Annotated in this window: 8 protein-coding genes; 2 read left to right on the top strand and 6 right to left on the bottom strand. The window is 47.1% G+C overall.

What is annotated here, in order from left to right; all coding sequences use genetic code 11:
* Positions 1–48: 48 nt before the first annotated feature.
* From QUB33_RS18665 to acnB, 3 genes are all read right to left on the bottom strand, one after another.
* The gene (locus tag QUB33_RS18665) at positions 49–375 is read right to left on the bottom strand and encodes a hypothetical protein (protein WP_333352402.1); all 327 of its coding nucleotides are present in this window, start codon (positions 373–375) and stop codon (positions 49–51) included.
* A gap of 3 nt (positions 376–378) precedes the next feature.
* Complete coding sequence (locus QUB33_RS18660; RefSeq protein WP_333352399.1) at positions 379–837, bottom strand: hypothetical protein; 459 nt, start codon at positions 835–837, stop codon at positions 379–381.
* Positions 838–1,089: 252 nt separating this feature from the next.
* Entirely contained in the window at positions 1,090–3,705 is a 2,616-nt protein-coding gene (gene acnB / locus QUB33_RS18655) for a bifunctional aconitate hydratase 2/2-methylisocitrate dehydratase (RefSeq protein WP_333352395.1), read from the bottom strand.
* Between the two features lie 153 nt (positions 3,706–3,858).
* Between acnB and QUB33_RS18650 the strand changes: the two genes are divergently transcribed.
* Both QUB33_RS18650 and QUB33_RS18645 read left to right on the top strand, forming a co-directional pair.
* A complete protein-coding gene (locus tag QUB33_RS18650) occupies positions 3,859–3,987 on the top strand; it encodes a hypothetical protein (protein ID WP_333352392.1) in 129 nt (42 codons plus the stop codon).
* A 289-nt stretch (positions 3,988–4,276) separates the two neighbouring features.
* The gene (locus QUB33_RS18645; RefSeq protein ID WP_333352390.1) at positions 4,277–8,407 is read left to right on the top strand and encodes an EAL domain-containing protein; all 4,131 of its coding nucleotides are present in this window, start codon (positions 4,277–4,279) and stop codon (positions 8,405–8,407) included.
* Positions 8,408–8,828: 421 nt separating this feature from the next.
* On the opposite strand, the gene QUB33_RS18640 is transcribed toward QUB33_RS18645, so the two are convergent.
* The 3 genes from QUB33_RS18640 to QUB33_RS18630 form a co-directional block, all read right to left on the bottom strand.
* On the bottom strand, positions 8,829–13,388 hold the full coding sequence (locus tag QUB33_RS18640; RefSeq protein ID WP_333352386.1) for a PAS domain S-box protein: 4,560 nt from the start codon (positions 13,386–13,388) through the stop codon (positions 8,829–8,831).
* Between the two features lie 1,534 nt (positions 13,389–14,922).
* Positions 14,923–15,876: a malate dehydrogenase gene (mdh, locus tag QUB33_RS18635; RefSeq protein WP_333352383.1), complete on the bottom strand. Its 954-nt coding sequence runs from the start codon at positions 15,874–15,876 to the stop codon at positions 14,923–14,925.
* Between the two features lie 123 nt (positions 15,877–15,999).
* Positions 16,000–16,215 (bottom strand): NAD(P)H-quinone oxidoreductase subunit O, encoded by a 216-nt coding sequence (locus tag QUB33_RS18630; RefSeq protein WP_006635201.1) that lies wholly within the window; start codon positions 16,213–16,215, stop codon positions 16,000–16,002.
* Positions 16,216–16,342: the final 127 nt, after the last annotated feature.

The following is a 16,342-nucleotide window of genomic DNA, read 5'->3' as shown; positions in this document are numbered from 1 at the left end:
CCTCATCTTTTTTCACAATTTTACTAGCTTTTTCATTTTAGCCCTTTTTCATATATTTGCAAAAGTGAGATGCACCCTTCCTCTCTTTCGTGCATCCGCCCACAACTGAGCCGCTAGAAGCATTACCTCGGTAGTCAAAGGACGGTAGGGGATTTGCGATTTAAGTTGATCGAGTCGTTTAATACCTGCCGTTTTACCTGCACGAATTAATTCGCGCCTCACCTCATAGTCAGCAATTTCAGGAAGCATGACAAGGTAACCTTTTAGCGGCAAAGATTCCAGCCAGAGTTTACCCTCTTGAGATACAGGAGGGGCGGCTTTGGGATTTGTAACAATTCCTAAAGGCCCAGAATCTAACAAAACTATTCTGCTCATGGACTATATATGCAGCGGGTTTTCTTCTAGTGCCTTGCGGAGAACTTCAGCGGTTTCTGTTTGTTCCTGTTCATCTCCATCGTCTATCCAAGACTGTAACAGCTTGCTCAGAGCTTCGTGCTGCTGTAAAGAATCGATAATTTGTGGTCCTTCGTTATCCTCATTTCCTTCCTTTAGCCCCGCTCGCATTGCTCTGAGCATAGCTTGATTTCTTTTAATGCTTTCCTCCTTCGAGACTTTAGTAAAATCTACATTTTCGGGTGTCTCGGCGGGTTCCGACAATCCTGGCTTAACTGTCACAGTTTCCAGAAATAACGTCATCATTTTAAGCAAATTAGGCCAATATTCTCTCGGAGTTTGCTGAATTACACTGAGAAACTCTACCATTTCATTACCAATGCGAATTTCTGGCGCTGAAGTTGGTGTCTCTGGGTTTTCAGTGATTAAAGCTCGTTCAGACATACTTTTTTCTCCTCAATCGGATTTATAGGAATTGGCAGGTCGATATCCTGGATCGGAATTAGAGATTGGCGATCGAACTCGCCTCTACTTATATTTTAAACAAAAAACGGGGGATGATTCATGGAGATTCTGGGATTTGTTGTAACCGCAGATGTCAGCGGATTAACACAGATGAACGCAGATAAAATTTATCTGCGTACACCTGCGTTCATCTGCGTTTCAAGATAAGCAGTTCGCTGAGTTTCGACGAAATTACTTGCTCAACACACCATCGGGAATCCCCAAAATATCCTCAATACGAGGCATATCTTCCAAAGCAATCACTCGCCCTTCATCCTCAAAACCAGCAATTTGATCGAAATTCAAATACCGATACAAATCGCCAGCAAAAGGATCGATTCTCTTCGACACAATGTCATTGTATTCTTCCACTGTAGGAATGCGACCTAACAGCGAACAAACTGCCGCCAATTCCGCCGAACCGAGATAAACTTGTGCATCTTTGCCCATGCGGTTGTTAAAGTTGCGAGTAGAAGTTGAAAAAACCGTTGTCGCATCTTTAACCCGCGCTTGATTGCCCATACAAAGACTGCAACCGGGCATTTCTGTGCGAGCTCCAGCGGCTCCAAAAATGCTGTAGAAACCTTCTTCTTTGAGTTGCTGTTCGTCCATGCGAGTGGGCGGACAAATCCACAGGCGAGTTTTCACTTCCCCTGCACCTTCCAACACCTTTGCAGTGGCGCGGTAGTGACCGATATTTGTCATGCAGGAACCGACAAATACTTCGTCAACCCGATCGCCCGCAACCTCACTCAACAACTTAACATTATCCGGGTCATTGGGAGCAGCCACAATGGGTTCTGTAATATCGTTCAAATCGATTTCGATGATTTCAACGTATTCCGCATCAGCATCAGCCTCCAGCAGTACCGGATTTGCCAGCCATTCCTCCATCTTCGCTACCCGGCGCATCATCGTCCGCGCATCTTGATAGCCCCGCGCCACCATGTTTTTCAGCAGCGCGACATTGGAACGAATGTACTCGGAGACAGTCTCCACGCTCAGTTTAATCGTGCATCCAGCGCAAGAACGCTCGGCCGTCGCATCTGTCAATTCAAAAGCCTGCTCGACCTTCAAATTCGGCAAACCTTCAATCTCCATAATCCGCCCAGAAAAGATGTTTTTCTTGTTCTGTTTCTCGACGGTTAGCAAACCTTTTTGAATTGCTACATAGGGAATGGCATTCACAACATCCCTGAGCGTTACTCCCGGCTGCAATTCACCTTTAAACCGCACTAAAACCGATTCCGGCATATCCAAAGGCATAACGCCCAAGGCGGCAGCAAAGGCCACCAATCCCGAACCAGCCGGAAAGGAAATTCCTAAAGGAAAACGAGTGTGAGAATCGCCGCCGGTTCCCACTGTATCGGGCAATAACATTCGATTCAGCCAGGAGTGAATAATGCCGTCTCCGGGGCGCAAAGCTATGCCGCCCCGCTGTGATATGAAATCGGGTAATTCATGGTGAGTTTTGACATCAACTGGTTTCGGATAAGCGGCGGTGTGGCAGAAACTTTGAATTACCAAATCGGCGCTAAATCCCAAACAAGCAAGTTCTTTCAATTCGTCCCGAGTCATCGGGCCGGTGGTATCTTGCGAACCGACTGTTGTCATGACTGGTTCGCAAGATGTACCGGGACGAACGCCGGACAAACCGCAAGCTTTGCCTACCATTTTTTGTGCTAAAGTGAAGCCTTTGCCCGTATCTACTGGGATTGTAGGGCGGGTAAAAATAGTGCTGGGTTCTAGTCCTAAAGCTGCGCGGGTTTTGTCGGTTAAAGTTCGTCCAATTAATAGCGGAATTCGACCGCCGGCGCGAACTTCGTCTAGAATTGTGTCGGGTTTGAGGGTAAAGGTGGAGATAATTTCTCCGGCTTCGTTGGTGATTTCGCCTTTGTAGGGATGGATGGTAATTACCATTCCTGTTTCCATTTGGGAGACATCGCATTCGATCGGCAATGCACCGGAATCTTCAGCGGTATTGAAGAAAATCGGGGCGATCGCACTTCCTAAAATATAACCGCCACTGCGCTTGTTGGGCACAAACGGAATATCATTGCCAATGTGCCACAGTACGGAATTAATCGCCGATTTCCGCGACGAACCGGTACCGACAACATCACCAACATAGGCTACCGGATGACCTTTTTGCTTCAAGTCTGCAATGGTTTGCAAACCCCCAGGCATCTTACTTTCCAGCATCGCCAGAGCGTGCAGGGGAATGTCCGGCCGCGTAGTCGCATGAGGTGCTGGCGACAAGTCGTCAGTATTCGTTTCTCCAGGAACTTTGAAGACTGTAACGGTAATCGCTTCTGGCAACACAGGGCGACCCGTAAACCACTCGGCATCCGCCCAAGAATCGACTACCTGCTTGGCGTAGGGATTGGTATCAGACAAAGCTATAACGTCGTGGAAAGCGTCGAATACTAACAACGTTTTGCTCAAGGCCCGGGCTGCGGTGGCGGGAATGGCGACCTCGGCAGTGGGGTTGAGCAAATCGATTAAAGATTGGACGTTGTAACCGCCCATCATTGTCCCCAGCAGGTAAACTGCCCATTTGGGAGCAATGAGGGGGCTGTGGATTTCACCTTTAGCAATGCCAGTTAGAAAACCAGCTTTGACGTAGGCGGCGCTGTCTACTCCGGGCGGGACGCGATCGCGCAATAATTCTATTAAGGTTTCTTCTTCTCCAGCCGGCGGATTTTTCAGCAGTTCACACAGTTCCGACGTTTGCTGGGCGTCCAGCGGCAGCGGTGGAATTCCCAAAGCGGCCCGTTGGGCAGCGGTACGGCGGTAAGATTCAAGCATTTCTCCTCTCTCCTCGGATAGTATTCGGTGGTTGGCCAGCAGGTGACTTTACTTTTTAGATTAGGAGCTTCCGCTGCACATTGAGTAAAGTACCTCGCTCTTATAAAAACTTAACGCAACTTTAAAAACAGTAGATTGTCATACCAAAGATAGATGTGTTCTCCATTCCGAGTTCACGATATCGCACTCCAGCCAAGCAGTGTAGAGGCCGTCAGTTGCATTGTTGTGGTTAAGATTAATGTGTTGTGGGCTACGATCGATCGTCCTCTGCATCCACCCTAACAACTAAAGCTAGGGAAGCATTTGTCAATGAGCAATTATGCTCAGAATTTACTCGGATTGTGGGTACAAAACTCAGATTGGCGCGATCGAGGAATCATGCCCAGTGCCATATTTAGGCTCACCCACTCCCAAATCGCGAATTTTCTACTCTTAGAAAAGCAGTTTTTTTGAGTAATCTTACTGACTGACAAATGAAATTAAGTCTTCAGTTGTTACCAATGCTCTGCATCGGAAATCGTCATTTACCACAAGTTTAAAAAAGTTGTCCTGCTAATGGATCGATTAAACAATGGAAAGTTTTATCCCTGAAAACTCTGAAAACTGTCACGGCTGGACCTCCAAGCCAGACTTGTACAAAGAGCTGCAAGGAACCAAAGAATTACTGCTGACGATCGCCAACTCGATGCCAATGCCACTGATCGTCAGCAGTCTGGCGGACAGCACAATTCTTTATAGTAACGATTTATGCCGTCAGGCTTTCGGGTTCACAGCCTTCAAGTCGATCGACGGCCAAAAAGCCGAAATACTCTACCACAAACCTGCTGATCGCCAGGAATTGCTGTTGCGGCTCGCCCGCAACGAACACGTCCGCGAGAGAGAAGTCCGGCTTAAAAAAGCTGACGGCACGCTGTTTTGGGCAAGTGTATCGATGCGGTATCTGACATTGGTGTCGGGGAAAGCTGTTCTGTCGGTTTTCAGCGACATTACGGATCGGAAGCGAGCGGCCGCCAAGGAGCAGGAATTGCTCACCTCCATCCACTCGCGGGCCCGCCAGCAAGCTGCCGTCGCTTACTTGGGGCAGCAGGCCCTCGCCGAAACAGATTTGTCCGCACTGATGGACAAAGCTGCGGTTTTAATTGCTCAAACCCTGGACGTTGATTATTGCCAGTTGTTAGAACTGTTGCCCTCCGGTCATGCTTTTCTGCTGCGAGCGGGGGTTGGCTGGCAGCAGGGCCTCGTCGGCAGCGCTACTGTTGCCGCTTCTGCCCGATCGCAAGCAGGTTACACATTGCTAACGGGCGAACCGACAATCGTCGAAGATTTGCGGGTGGAAACGCGCTTTAGCGAGTTGCCGCTACTGCACAACCACCGCGCTGTCAGCGGCGTTACTGTAATTATTCCCGGCAATCGAAAACTGGGAAGCAACTGGGGACAAGCAGAACCAACGAACAGTTCCTCCTCGCAGGCCTGGGGCATTTTGGGGGTTCATACCAGCCAAAGGCGGGTTTTCAGCCAAGATGACGTTTATTTTGTAGAAGCCATCGCCAACTTGTTAGCTGCGGCGATCGAGCGCATTCTATCGCAAGAGCGTTTGCAAATGATGGAACGGGCGATCGAAAGTTGCAGCAACGGCATTGCAATCACCGACGCAACCGTTGCAGATAATCCGATTATTTATGTCAATCCCAGTTTTGAGCGGATTACTGGTTATCGCAGAGACGAGTTAATCGGCAAAAATTGCCGATTTTTGCAGGGCACAGACACGGACACCGCCGCTGCCAAACAATTGCGAATTGCGATTGAAGAAGGCAGAGAATCTCAAGTTATATTACGCAACTTTCGGAAAGACGGCACGCCTTTTTGGCACGAACTGTCGATCGCTCCGGTTTACAACTCGCGGCGACACTTAACCCACTTTATTGGAGTACAAACAGACATTACCGACCGCCAGCGCTCGGAAGAAGAATTATTTTTAAATTCTCAAGCTTTAGCAGCTTTTAGCGCTAATCTCAAACACTTGCACCGGATTACAACTTATCATTATCAAAACTTTGAAGAACTGGTTGACGATTATCTAACCGCAGGCTGTTTGATGTTTGGACTTTCTAGGGGCATCATGGCTGAAGTTGACGGCGAGACTTTTATTGTCCGAGCAGCCAAAACTGATTTAGAATACTTAGTGCGAGGCTGTGAATTGAACCTCAGCGATACTTACTGCGCTGCCGTCATTCAACTTAACAAAACAGTTGCGTATTCTCATATAGGAGCAGTTCCTGAGATGCGGCAACATCCAGCTTATCAAAAATGCCCCTCGGAATCTTACATCGGGACGCCGATATTTGTTAATAACAAAACTTACGGCACTTTGAGTTTTAGCTCTAGAGAAATAAAGAAAAACAAGTTTCAGTACGAGCAAATAGAAATTATAGAATTGATGGCTCAAAGTATTGGCAAAATTCTAGCGGTTCACCAAATGGAAGTCGAACGCCAGCAAGCTGAAAAAGAGCGATGCGAGTTGATAGTATCTCTCAAAGAAAGTGAAGAGCGCTATCGCCGTTTAGTAGAACTATCTCCCGAAGCGATCGCCGTTCACAGCCAAGGGAAAATCGCCTACATCAATGCTGCAGGCGCTAAACTCCTCGGTGCGAAGTCTCCCGAGGCGCTAATCGGCTTTCCGGTATTGCATTTCGTCCATCCAAACTATGTGGAAACAGCCAGAGAGCGCATTCGGCTAGTCGAGACAGAAAATCAGCCGCTCGACCTTGCCGAACAAAAACTGATTCGGTTCGACGGACAAATAATAGACGTTGAAGTTGCCGGCATCCCCGCTACTTATCAAGGCTTGACCGCCGCCCAGATTATTATCCGAGATGTCACCGAGCGCAAGCGAGTAGAACGGGAACTGCTGCACGGCGCTTTTCACGATGCGCTGACAGGTTTGCCCAACCGCCTTTTGTTCCTAGACAGGCTAGGACAAGCCATCCGCCGATCCCATCAGTCCCCCGATTACAAATTTGGTTTACTTTTCCTAGATTTAGACCGCTTCAAAGTAGTTAATGATTCTTTAGGACACGTTTTAGGAGACAAACTGCTAATTGCCCTCGCGCAGCGACTGCAAACCTGCGTCCGGGTTTCTGATACCGTCGCCCGGCTGGGGGGAGACGAATTCACCATCCTGCTAGACCACATTCAGAGCCTCAGCGACGCCACCCTCGCAGCTAAAAAGATACAAACAGAACTGACGAAGCCGTTTCATATTGAAGGGCACGAAGTATTTACCACGGCTAGCATTGGCATTGTTTTCAGTCGAGGCGAGGCCACCGCCAGTGGCGAATCAAATTCGTACACTCACCCGGAAGAATTCCTACGCGATGCTGACATCGCTATGTACCGCGCTAAAGCTTTGGGTAAGGCCCGCCACGAAGTGTTTAATTTGGCGATGCACGACCAAACTATGTCGCTGTTGCAGTTAGAAACTGACCTGCGGTTGGCTATTTTGGGGAAGGAGGAATTAGGACAGAGCAAGGATCAAGGTTCGCACTTTATTGTGCACTACCAACCGATTGTTTCGATCGCCAGCGGTGCGCTCGAAGGTTTTGAGGCCTTGGTGCGCTGGCACCACCCAGTTCGCGGTCTAGTTCCGCCGTCTACTTTTATCCCTGTAGCTGAAGAAACAGGTTTGATCGTGCCTCTGGGAGCCTGGGTGTTGCGGGAAGCTTGTCAGCAATTGCGGATTTGGCAAGAAATGTTAACGGAGCAACAGAGAAGAAGTCCAATGGAAGCCGGAACAAGGCCCTTCGACTCCCTTTGGCTTCACTCAGGGCAAGTCGCTCAGCGTAACCAGAAGGAAGAAGGCGCTTCGACTTCGGTCAGGGTAACAACAGGGAAGATGGCAACGGGCAATGTAGGGGATTTAACTGATGTATCTGTTACAGGGAATGAACAACACGGAACTTTTAGTGAGCGTAGCCCCAGTAATGGTCACAGGACAGAAACAATCGGTAAAAAATTACCAATTCCCAGTTACCAATTCCCAATTAGCGATTTTCACTCCTCTATTACCAGTTCCCAATTCCCAATTACCAATACTTCGGCTGCGTTCAGTACAAGTCCCCAGGTACCAATTCCGAATTTTAAATTACCAATTATTGCTCCTTCGCAATTAACAATGAGCGTCAATCTCTCTCCTAAACAGTTAGGTACGCCGAATTTAATCGAGGAAATCGATGAAATTTTAGCAGAAACGGGCTGCGAGCCGAGCTGTTTAAAATTGGAAATTACTGAAAGCGCGATCGTGGAAAATGTGAAGAAAGCTAATATTGTGCTAGCCCAATTAAAAGCTAGAAATATTCGATTGTCGATCGACGATTTCGGTACTGGCTATTCGTCTTTGAGTTACTTGCACCGTTTTCCGCTGGATACACTGAAGATCGATCGATCTTTTGTGAGCCGCTTGGGGGCTGCCGAAAATGGTGAAGACGGGGGTCAGCCTTTGCAGATTGTGCGGGCGATCGTAACTTTGGCTCACAACTTGGGATTGAATGCGATCGCCGAAGGTGTAGAGACAGGCGAACAGTTAGCACAGCTTCGAGAACTCGACTGCGAATTAGCTCAGGGATATTGGTTTTCTAAACCTTTGGACAGTTCCACCGTGACCGAAATGCTGATAACTCTCGGTAATATAGCAATTATGGACTGAGTGAGGTACAGATTGGTAAATGGTGCCTCACCCTGTGAAGACATTTTTGCTACAAACTCACAATCTCAAAACTGATGCACCAGGGAATAAATGGTGCATCAAAATTAGATTTTAGGTGATTATACGAAATCTGCTAGCATCGGAATTATTCAGATATCTATTCTCTGCATCTGCGTGCATCCGCGTTAATCTCTTGTCATCTGCGGTGAATAAATTTTCTTTTTTTAACCGCAGATTAGGGCAGATAAACACAGATTAACGCAGATAAATTCGATCAATTCCGGTTGCACCGTCGGTGATTGTTGACTATTGACTGGATTTTCAGCCTGACGATGCTACCGAATTCGATCGGGTTGAAAATTACCAAACTGACGCACAATAACGCTTTCGCAATTGCCAATTGCCAATTACAACTTCCCCATTAACAATTAGCTTTGAGGGGAATCTCGATCGTCAATTCTGTACCCTTTCCCGGCGAAGAAGTGCATTTCAGCGACCCGTTGTGTCTGTCTGTAACAATTTGATAGCTAATTGACAAGCCCATCCCAGTGCCTTTACCCACAGGTTTAGTGGTAAAAAACGGGTCAAAAAGCCGAGTGCCGACAGTCTCCGGTATTCCCGGCCCGTTGTCAGCAATCCGAATAATTAACTTGCCCGCTGGCGATATTTCAGTGCGGATGCGGATGTGGCTGGGCTGTTCCCGCATTTCCTCAGCAGAACGGCGCAGATCCCGTTCTTCCAAAGCATCCAAAGCATTGCTCAAGATGTTCATAAATACTTGATTTAACTGTCCGGCATAACATTCTACTAAGGGCAGTTGAGCGTATTCTTTAATCACCTCAATTTCGGGATGATTGTGTTTAGCTTTGAGCCGATGCTGCAAAATCATCAGGGTGCTATCTATGCCGTCGTGGATGTTGACTGCTTTCATTTCCGCTTCGTCCATGCGGGAAAATGTGCGGAGAGAAGCAACAATTTGTTGAATTCTGTCTGCACCGACTTTCATTGAAGAAAGCAACTTTGGCAAGTCTTCCATCAAAAATTCGAGTTCAATATGGTCTACTTCTGCTTGAATTTCCGGGACTGGATCTGGATAGTGATTTTGGTAAAGTTCGATCAGGTGTAGCAAGTCTTGGGTATAGTCGTTGGCGTGGGTGAGATTGCCGTAAATAAAGTTAACTGGGTTGTTGATTTCGTGGGCGACTCCTGCCACAAGTTGACCCAGACTCGACATTTTTTCATTTTGAATTAACTGCGATTGAGTGCTGGTTAATTTCTGCAAGGTTTGTTCTAATTCGAGAGCTTTATTGCGAGTTTGGGCGTAAAGATCGGCTTGGTTGAGGGCGATCGCCAATTGAACTGTAATCGCTTGCAACAATTCTACTTCGCTGTCGCTCCAGGGTCGTACAGAACAGCAGGAGCAGCAGCTAACTGCACTTATTACCCCAGAAAGTGCCTGCATGGGAATGATTAATACAGATTGGTAGCCCATAGATCGAACGATTTGTTTCCAAACAGGATCTGCGACTGTTTCGACATCATCCACCCGCAGCATTTCCATCTGCAATACTTTTTCTCCCACTGGACCGAAGTCGGAAGCTTGATAGCTACCTGTTAAATCGGGAAGTTCCCGAAGGCGAGATTCTTTAATAATTTCCCAGAAAGGCTCCTCTCCGTCGTCGCGATACCAGGCAAAATTGCAACGATCGATCTGCAGGAAAGCGCGAATTTCCTTAACTGCGACTGTAACGATGCTGTCGAAGTCGAGGGAATTGCGGATTTGAGTAGTGAGGTTGTTGAGCAATTTTTCTCGCTCGGCTTGCTGTCTGAGTCGGGCTTCCGATTGCCTCAAGGAAATTTCTGCTAGCTTGCGATTGGTAATGTCTTCGGTGATAGCTAATAGATATTGCGGTTTGCCATCAGCATCGAGTATTGCTGTTTTCTTGGTGTGAAATATCCGCGATTCTCCTTGACCCGTTTCAATCTCTTCTTCGGCGATGTCTACAATTTGCCCGCAGTTGAGAACTTCCCGGTCTTTGGCGGTGAAAACATCAGCTTGTTCTTTTGGGAAACAGTCGTAATCATTTTTGCCGATAACTTCTGCTGCACTGAAACCAAGCAACTCTTCGGCGGCCGGGTTCCACAGTACAAACCGCAGTTCTTGGGCCTCCTTGGCAACTACTGCGACGGGTATGGTTTTGAGCACGGATTCCATAAAATGTTGAGCCTGTTGCAGTTCTGCTTCTGCTTGTTTGCGATCGCTAATATCTCGGACGTTGGCAATGATGCTGAGATTGCCGTTGAGATGAATTCTGGACAGGGCAACTTCTGCATCAAAAGTTGAACCGTCGTTGGGACGCCTCGCTTTCCATTCCACGCGACCTGTTTCGCCTGCTAATACTCTTTCCCAAAGTTCTTCCATTTGTTCGACGGGATTGTCGTCGCTTGAATAGTCATTTTTAGTTGATAATTTTGTTGCTTGTTCCTGGCTCACTCCATACATTTCTAACATTCGATTATTGACATCAAGAATGTTGCCTTCTAAATCGTGAATGAAGATAGCATCGTAGACATTGTTAAATATGGTTCGCAGGTTTTGCTCGGAAACTTGCAGCGCTGCTTCTGCTTCTTTTCGATCGCCAATTTCTTGTTCTAATTGGGTGACTGCTTGGGAAAGTTCGGCCGTGCGATCGCTCACTCTATCTTCTAACTCGACTGTTGCTTGCCGTAGTGCTGCTTCGGCGGCCTTGCGATCGGTAATGTCGATCACCGTACCGAACAGTTTTACCACCTTGCCGTTCACATCGGTTTCGGCTCTGCCCACGGCGTTCACGTGTCGCAAGATGCGGTCGGGACGGTAAAGGCGAAAGTCAAAATCAAAAGGGATGCCTGTTGCGAGTCCCCGCTGCACTTGAGTTTGCCACAATTCCAAATCTTCTGGATGAATCTGAGCTACCTGTTCGGCTATGTTGGGCGCACTTTCAGCCGGTTCGAGTCCGAAGATGCGAAAGAGTTCTTCCGACCAAGTGAGGGTTTCGGTGGCTGCGTCGAGTTCCCAATTGCCGACGTGGGCGAGTCTCTGGGCTTCTTGTAGCTGCCGCTGGCTGTTACGGATGGCGGTTTCGGCAACTTTGCGATCGGTGATGTCGAGCAAAACGCCACAAAATACTACGTCGCCGGTTTCGCTGCGGGTGGGCATTGAGTCGCCCTGCCACCAGCGAATCTCGCCGTCGGGCTTGACTAACCGCCCTTCGTAGTGCCAGGGACAAAGATTTTCTACGGCTTCGTTGACGGAAGCGAGGTGGCTTTCCGAGTCTTCGGGGTGGATGCGAGAAATGAATGTATTTAAGTCTCGCGTCATTTCTGCTGCTGTGACGCCCGTGAGATCGAAGATGCGATCGCTAACGTAGTCAACTTGCCAAACTCCGTCCCGGTTGCAAAACTGGAACAGAGCTCCGGGGATGGTGGCCGCGATCGTCCGGAACCTGGCTTCGCTGGCCGTGAGGGCGGCAAAAGTCTGGCGCAGTTCTGCCGTGCGTGCTTCTACTCTGCGCTCTAGTTCTGCGTTGGCGTGTTGTAAGGCTGCTTCTGCTCGCTTGCGATCGGTAATGTCGGTGGCTGTACCGGTGGTGCCGAGGAAGTTTCCGGTTTCGTCGTAGAGGGCGATAGCATTAAACATCAAATGTTTCATGCTGCCGTCTTTGGCGATGTGGGTGCTTTCGTACTGGAAAACTGATTCTCCGGCAAACAGGCGGGCGAAAACTTCTAAATCTTTCTGGCTTTGTTCTGGTGTCGTAAAGTCGGAGAACGGCCGACCGATCATTTCTTCTGGTTCGTAACCGTAGATGTACTTAACTGCTGGGTTGACGAAGGTGTAGCGCCCGATCTCATCGACAGACCAAATCATGTCTTGAGATGTTTCTACCAGGCTGCGGTATTTAGTTTCGCTGGCTTTGACGGCTTCTTCTGTTTTTTTGCGTTCCGTCATGTCGCGGGAGACGCCGACAGTCATGACGATTTGGCCGTCTGCGTTGCGGATCGGTGTTTTGACAGTGCTGAACAGCCGCACTTCTCCGTCGTTCCGCGTCACCGGTTCTTCGGAAATTTGCAGAGTGTGTGCGGTGTCAAATACGAAGGCGTCATCTTTGATGTACTGGAGGGTATTGTCGGGATCGGCGAAAGGTGCGTCTACGATGTCTTGAAGTTCCTCTTGAGTCATGCCGTAATAGTCGCGGAATGCTTGATTTGCCCAAACAATTTTGGATTTCGGGCCTTTGACTAATACCATATCGGCGATCGAATCGAGAATTTGGTGATATTTTTCCTCGCTGTCGCGGAGTTTCTGCTGTGCCGCTTCGATTTGTGCTATTTGCCTTTGGGTTTGCAAGTGCAGTTCGGCTTGGTGGATGGCAATTGCTAAATGGTCGCCTACTTGTCTGGCAAATTCGATTTCGTCTTCTTGCCACTGGCGGGGTTGACCGCAGGAGTGAATGCACAGCAATCCCCACAGGTGTTGCCCTTGCAGCAGCGGTACGACTAAGTTGGCTCGGATTTGAAATCGCTTGAGGATTTTGAGGTGACAAGGGCTCAACCGGGCTTTGTAAATATCCGTGACTGCTTGAACGTATCCTTTGGCATAGTTGGCGGCAAATTGTTCGCCGAAACAGTAGTCGCGGACTCTTGCTCCCAAAGATGGGCTGTATTGGGGCAGTACGTCTTCGGACACTACTTCGCCCTCATTCCATTCGGATTCGGGAAGAAAGCGGTAGACGGCGACTCGATCGGCATTTAGGAGTTGCCGAACTTCGGTGGCTGTGATTTTGAATATTGTTTCTAAGTCTAGGGATTCACGAATTTTGGAAATAACTCCCATCAGCGCTTGCAGCTTTTTAAACCAGGTTTGAGACTGCGTTTGTCTTTCTAGGTGAGCTAGTTTCTCGCGCAGGTTGCTGACTTCGTGATACAGGTATTCATGAAACATAATGCTTTTTCTTTAGTTATTTTGCGGTTTGTTATCAAGGTTCATGACATCTCAATAGCGCTTTGCAAGTTGAGCCTGGTAACTCAAAAAGGCAAAGAACATATTCTCCTCCTTCTGCTAGCACTTAGCAGCTACTCGCGCTGCATTTCCGTATTTTTTCTAGATTGAATGGTCAATCGACCATGTTAGAGCCTGTATATTTACTGAAAAAATGGCATAATTTGTTACTTAATCAATTGGCAATTATTGAGAAAAATGGCAACAAAGCTTAAACATAAACCCGGTTTCTTAAGGTAATTAAGTCAGGGAAGTTCCGAAAGTGGAAACAAGAAACAGCATTTCATGCCAGGAGCCTAGGGAGCATACTGACTAATTTTGACATTTTTTTCGCTCGCCTTCGGTTGCAATTGTCACCTTTTTATTATTACGACCAACTCGATCTATAATTTCCTTGGTTGGGCGATCGAATATGCTGTTGGGAGCGCCTGTATGAAAATTTGTTTAAATTTAGGCGCTCGCCTTTTCTATGGTTTTCGCTAATTCTCGATTTATCTGTCCTAAATTTAATTTAATACAGACTTTCGGGCAATCCGATATTTAAGAGAATTTTCCTGACCTTCTAATTGTTTTATGCTATCGATTTGATTTTTTAAACTTATTAAAATCCACCGCAGCAGAGATCAGTTTTAAGTTAAACACTTGAGGTAGTTGCAGGGTATGGTTAAATTGGCTGAACTCAAGGGCGATTCCCTACCCTTCACCGAACGCACCCGGGTTCGGGATAGCTTCGCTTTACGAACAGTTTTTACCCAATTTTTGCATTTTTTGAGAAGTGTAGAAATTTTTAGATAATACTAAGATTTAGGGTATCACATTTTTGACTAAAGTCAAGGTCTTTCAAGCTTGATGAACAGAAATGGGGATCGCGAGGTTAAAGTTTGGGCAAAGTAATGATAAATTGCGTATAAACTCGCATTGCGCTTTGTATATTTAAAGTGCCACCCTGCTGTCGGGTCATAATATCGCGAGCCAGAGACAATCCAAAACCGATGGCTTCTGCTGTCGGTTTAGTAGTAAAGAAAGGCTAAATTTTTACTTGGCTTTTTAGAGAAATTCCGAGGTTGTTTTCGGGGAGAAAAAGTTCAAGTGCTTTTGCCAGTTTTGCCATTTTTACCAAATTTTGGATAATATCGTTTCCGGTTGCATCGGAATGATACCGAGGACACGGCTTTGCCTGTCCCTACCCCGATTAATTGTAGGGACTTAGGTCAAGCCGTGTCCTGACTGCGGGTAATATTAATTCCGATGCTACCGGAGTTGATATAATAAAAATTTCAGTTTATCGAACGGTTCCTTGCTGCCATTTTTAGGGTTTTAAAATGCAGCATAAAAAGCATTTAAAATGATATTTATAAAAGCGCAATTGAGAGCCAGTCAGCCTATTTCAGACCGAGCGATCGTACTGTCATACTCGATATAAATTATTATATTGAAGTGGCGATCAGGCTGCTCTTATCGACGAAATCCTACAAACTTAAGAAGCCGTTTTCAGTATTGCCTTCGCTTCCTCAATATTTTGGGCAACCAATTTGCCCGACTCCATAAAAGCGGCTCTTTCAGTATCGCTGAGTTCAAGTTCTACTATTTGTTCGACTCCCTGAGATCCCAAGCGGCAGGGCACGCCTAAAAAGATATCTTGCACGCCGTATTCGCCGTGCAAATAAACGCAGCAAGGCAAGAGTCGCGACTGATTAAATAAAATAGATTCTACCATCAAACAGACAGCAGATGCGGGAGCAAAATAAGCACTACCAGTCTTCATCAATTCTACAATTTCTGCGCCGCCGTGGCGAGTTCGCTGTACGAGTCGCTCGATCGCCCCAGCATCCATAAGTTGATTGATGGGAATACCGTTGACAGTAGAATAGCGAGGTAAAGGAACCATCAAATCGCCGTGAGAACCGATGACAGTTGCATTGATTTCAGCAATTGAAACTCCCAATTCCATTGCTATAAAAGTTTCAAAGCGGGCGGAGTCGAGAACTCCCCCCATACCCATGACTCGGTGTTTTGGCAAATCCGCTGCTTCCCACGCTAAATAAGTCATGATATCTAGGGGATTTGTGACTGTGATTAAGATTGCTTCGGGAGAATGCTCGATCGCCTGTTTTGTGGCTTCGGTGACAATTCGAGCATTGATTTTAATTAAATCTTCCCGATTGATACCGGGTTTGCGCGGCACTCCGGCGGCAATTACTATAATATTTGAGTTGGTGGTATCTGTATAATCATTTGTACCGACTATTTGGCGATCGTGGCGTTCCACTCCCCTGGCTTCCATCAAATCCAAAGCAACGCCCTGCGGCCAACCCTCAACAATATCTAGCAATACTACATCTGCCAGATTTTTCTCGGCAATTCGCTGGGCTAAGGTGCTGCCGACTTTGCCTGCACCAATAATTGATACGCGGTTTGATGGAGAATTCATTGGATTTTAGATTTTAGATTTTAGATTTTAGATTTTAGATTTTAGCAATGAGCTTAATTGGGGAAAGGTGCGCGGTGTGCACCCTTCGCTACATTAAGAACAGTGATGTTTAGTTTTGGTGAGTTAGTTAAAATCTTCGAGTTGGTCTACCCGCAGCCAAATATTGGGGGTGGGTACTTTGCCAAATTTGACGAAGGCGTAGTCGCCGCGAACATCCATCACTTCGCCCTTTGTTTCAAATATATACGAGGAAAAGCGCTGGTCGCTGGCTTTGGCTTCTAGACTGTTTTCCAATTTTTCGCGTACAGCGCGAACTATACTGCCTTTCTTGATTGCCATAACTTGCTTTGTTTAGTTTAAAAAACTATACAAATTTTAATCTAGATTTGGCTGGAAAGGACTTCTTCTTTCTTCTGACATCTGGCACCATTCTCGCTTAACAGGATTTCCCACCTGTTCCACCATA

This window comes from Microcoleus sp. B3-A4 (assembly GCF_036705385.1).
Taxonomy (GTDB): Bacteria; Cyanobacteriota; Cyanobacteriia; order Cyanobacteriales; family Microcoleaceae; genus Microcoleus.
This window is presented reverse-complemented; position numbering and strand designations above follow the sequence as displayed.

Bases quoted from the DNA above. Each gene is read 5' to 3' on its own strand.
- QUB33_RS18660 (WP_333352399.1), bottom strand. From the start codon at position 837: ATGTCTGAACGAGCTTTAATCACTGAAAACCCAGAGACACCAACTTCA.
- QUB33_RS18650 (WP_333352392.1), top strand. From the start codon at position 3,859: ATGTGTTCTCCATTCCGAGTTCACGATATCGCACTCCAGCCAAGCAGT.
- mdh (WP_333352383.1), bottom strand. From the start codon at position 15,876: ATGAATTCTCCATCAAACCGCGTATCAATTATTGGTGCAGGCAAAGTC.
- QUB33_RS18665 (WP_333352402.1), bottom strand. From the start codon at position 375: ATGAGCAGAATAGTTTTGTTAGATTCTGGGCCTTTAGGAATTGTTACA.
- acnB (WP_333352395.1), bottom strand. From the start codon at position 3,705: ATGCTTGAATCTTACCGCCGTACCGCTGCCCAACGGGCCGCTTTGGGA.
- QUB33_RS18640 (WP_333352386.1), bottom strand. From the start codon at position 13,388: ATGTTTCATGAATACCTGTATCACGAAGTCAGCAACCTGCGCGAGAAA.
- QUB33_RS18630 (WP_006635201.1), bottom strand. From the start codon at position 16,215: ATGGCAATCAAGAAAGGCAGTATAGTTCGCGCTGTACGCGAAAAATTG.
- QUB33_RS18645 (WP_333352390.1), top strand. From the start codon at position 4,277: ATGGAAAGTTTTATCCCTGAAAACTCTGAAAACTGTCACGGCTGGACC.